The sequence below is a fragment of the Rhodoferax sp. RT5P35 genome (assembly GCF_056521385.1).
Window position 1 is genome coordinate 1 of sequence record NZ_JBWMAX010000156.1, and the last position, 1,355, is coordinate 1,355.

Consider the following 1,355-nt stretch of genomic DNA (forward strand, 5'->3'; position numbering starts at 1 on the left):
CAGGTTGTGTGGTTTCGCCGTAAGACCTGCAGATGGGTTGCGCCATGCGTTGCGCCGCTTCGCCCGTGCTGCGATGGGCGCGGTGGAGCAGGCCGAGGAGCAAATGGCACAGCGCCGCAACCGGCCCGCCGGGCGTTTGCGGGTCAACGCCGCGTCGCCCTTTCTGCTGCATGTGCTGGTGCCGCTGGTGGCGGGCTTTCGGGCGGCCTACCCGGACATTGCGCTGGAGCTCAACAGCAGCGACCAGATCATCGACCTGCTGGAGCACCGCACCGACCTGGCCATCCGCATCGGCCCGCTGGTCGATTCCAGCCTGCACGCCCGCCCGTTAGGCAGCAGCCTGCTGCGCGTGCTGGCCAGTCCGGCCTACCTGAAGGCCGCAGGACGGCCCCGCACGGTGGAAGACCTGGAGAAACTCAGCCTGCTGGGCTTTACCCAGCCCGACAGCCTGAACGCCTGGCCGCTGCGCAATCCATCAGGCGACCGGCTGGCGATTGCCCCCACGCTACGCGCCTCCAGCGGCGAGAGCCTGCGCCAACTGGCCCTGGCGGGTGCGGGCGTGGTGTGCCTGGCCGACTTCATGACCGAGGGCGACCGCGCGCGCGGCGACCTGGTGCAGTTGCTGCCCAGCGCCACGGTGGAAGTGCGCCAGCCCATCCACGCGGTGTACTACCGCAACACCGCTCTGGTGTCGCGCATCGCCTGCTTTCTGGACTATGTGGCCGCAGGCTTTTCACACCCCCAGGCTACAGCGCAAGCGCTTTCCGCCAACCCCCCTCGTATCGGTTTGAAAAACTGATACGACATGCAGGGGGCGCATCCAGTGGCCTGGCAAAGCCAGTTCCACGGATGCCCTGAGGAACGCGGGTTCAGGCTGAGACCCTTACCGGTTGCGCTCGACCTCCGGGTCGGGCACGGACATCGTGCGCAGCACGCGGTAATCGGGGTCGAACACCACGGTGAACACCATGGAGGTGTTGGGCGGCTGCAGATACCGCCAGTCGTATTCCACCTCGTTTTTCAGCTTGAAGGGCGTGGTCTTCATGGGCTTGCCCAGCATCTTGCGCACGTCTTCCATCATCATGCCGGGCTGGACCTTGGCGAAGTTTTGCGGGGTCAGCACCTGGCGCAGGGCGCTCATCTTGCCGTCAGCGCCGATGGTGATCATGTAGTTCACATGGCCCGCTGGCTGGCGGTTGTACTCGAAGGTGCGGCCACCCTCGGGCGCATCCCAGACTTTCTCGGGCTCGCCAAATTGGGCCCGCACATCGGCCTCGGTGGCCACGCCCTCTTCCAGTTTTTCAATGCGCTGCGGATCGCAAGCTGCCAAAGCCAGTGCTGTACAGACTAAACCT

The 1,355-nt window shown here is 65.5% G+C and carries 2 protein-coding genes; one reads left to right on the top strand and one right to left on the bottom strand.

Annotated elements, in window-relative coordinates; genetic code table 11:
• Window positions 1-799: LysR substrate-binding domain-containing protein (locus tag AC097L_RS24550; protein WP_479589334.1), on the top strand; the 799-nt coding region annotated here is incomplete at its 5' end.
• Window positions 800-883: 84 nt separating this feature from the next.
• Here the strand turns inward: AC097L_RS24550 and bamE are convergent.
• The coding region (gene bamE / locus AC097L_RS24555) for an outer membrane protein assembly factor BamE domain-containing protein (protein ID WP_479589335.1) at window positions 884-1,355 on the bottom strand (472 nt) is incomplete at its 5' end.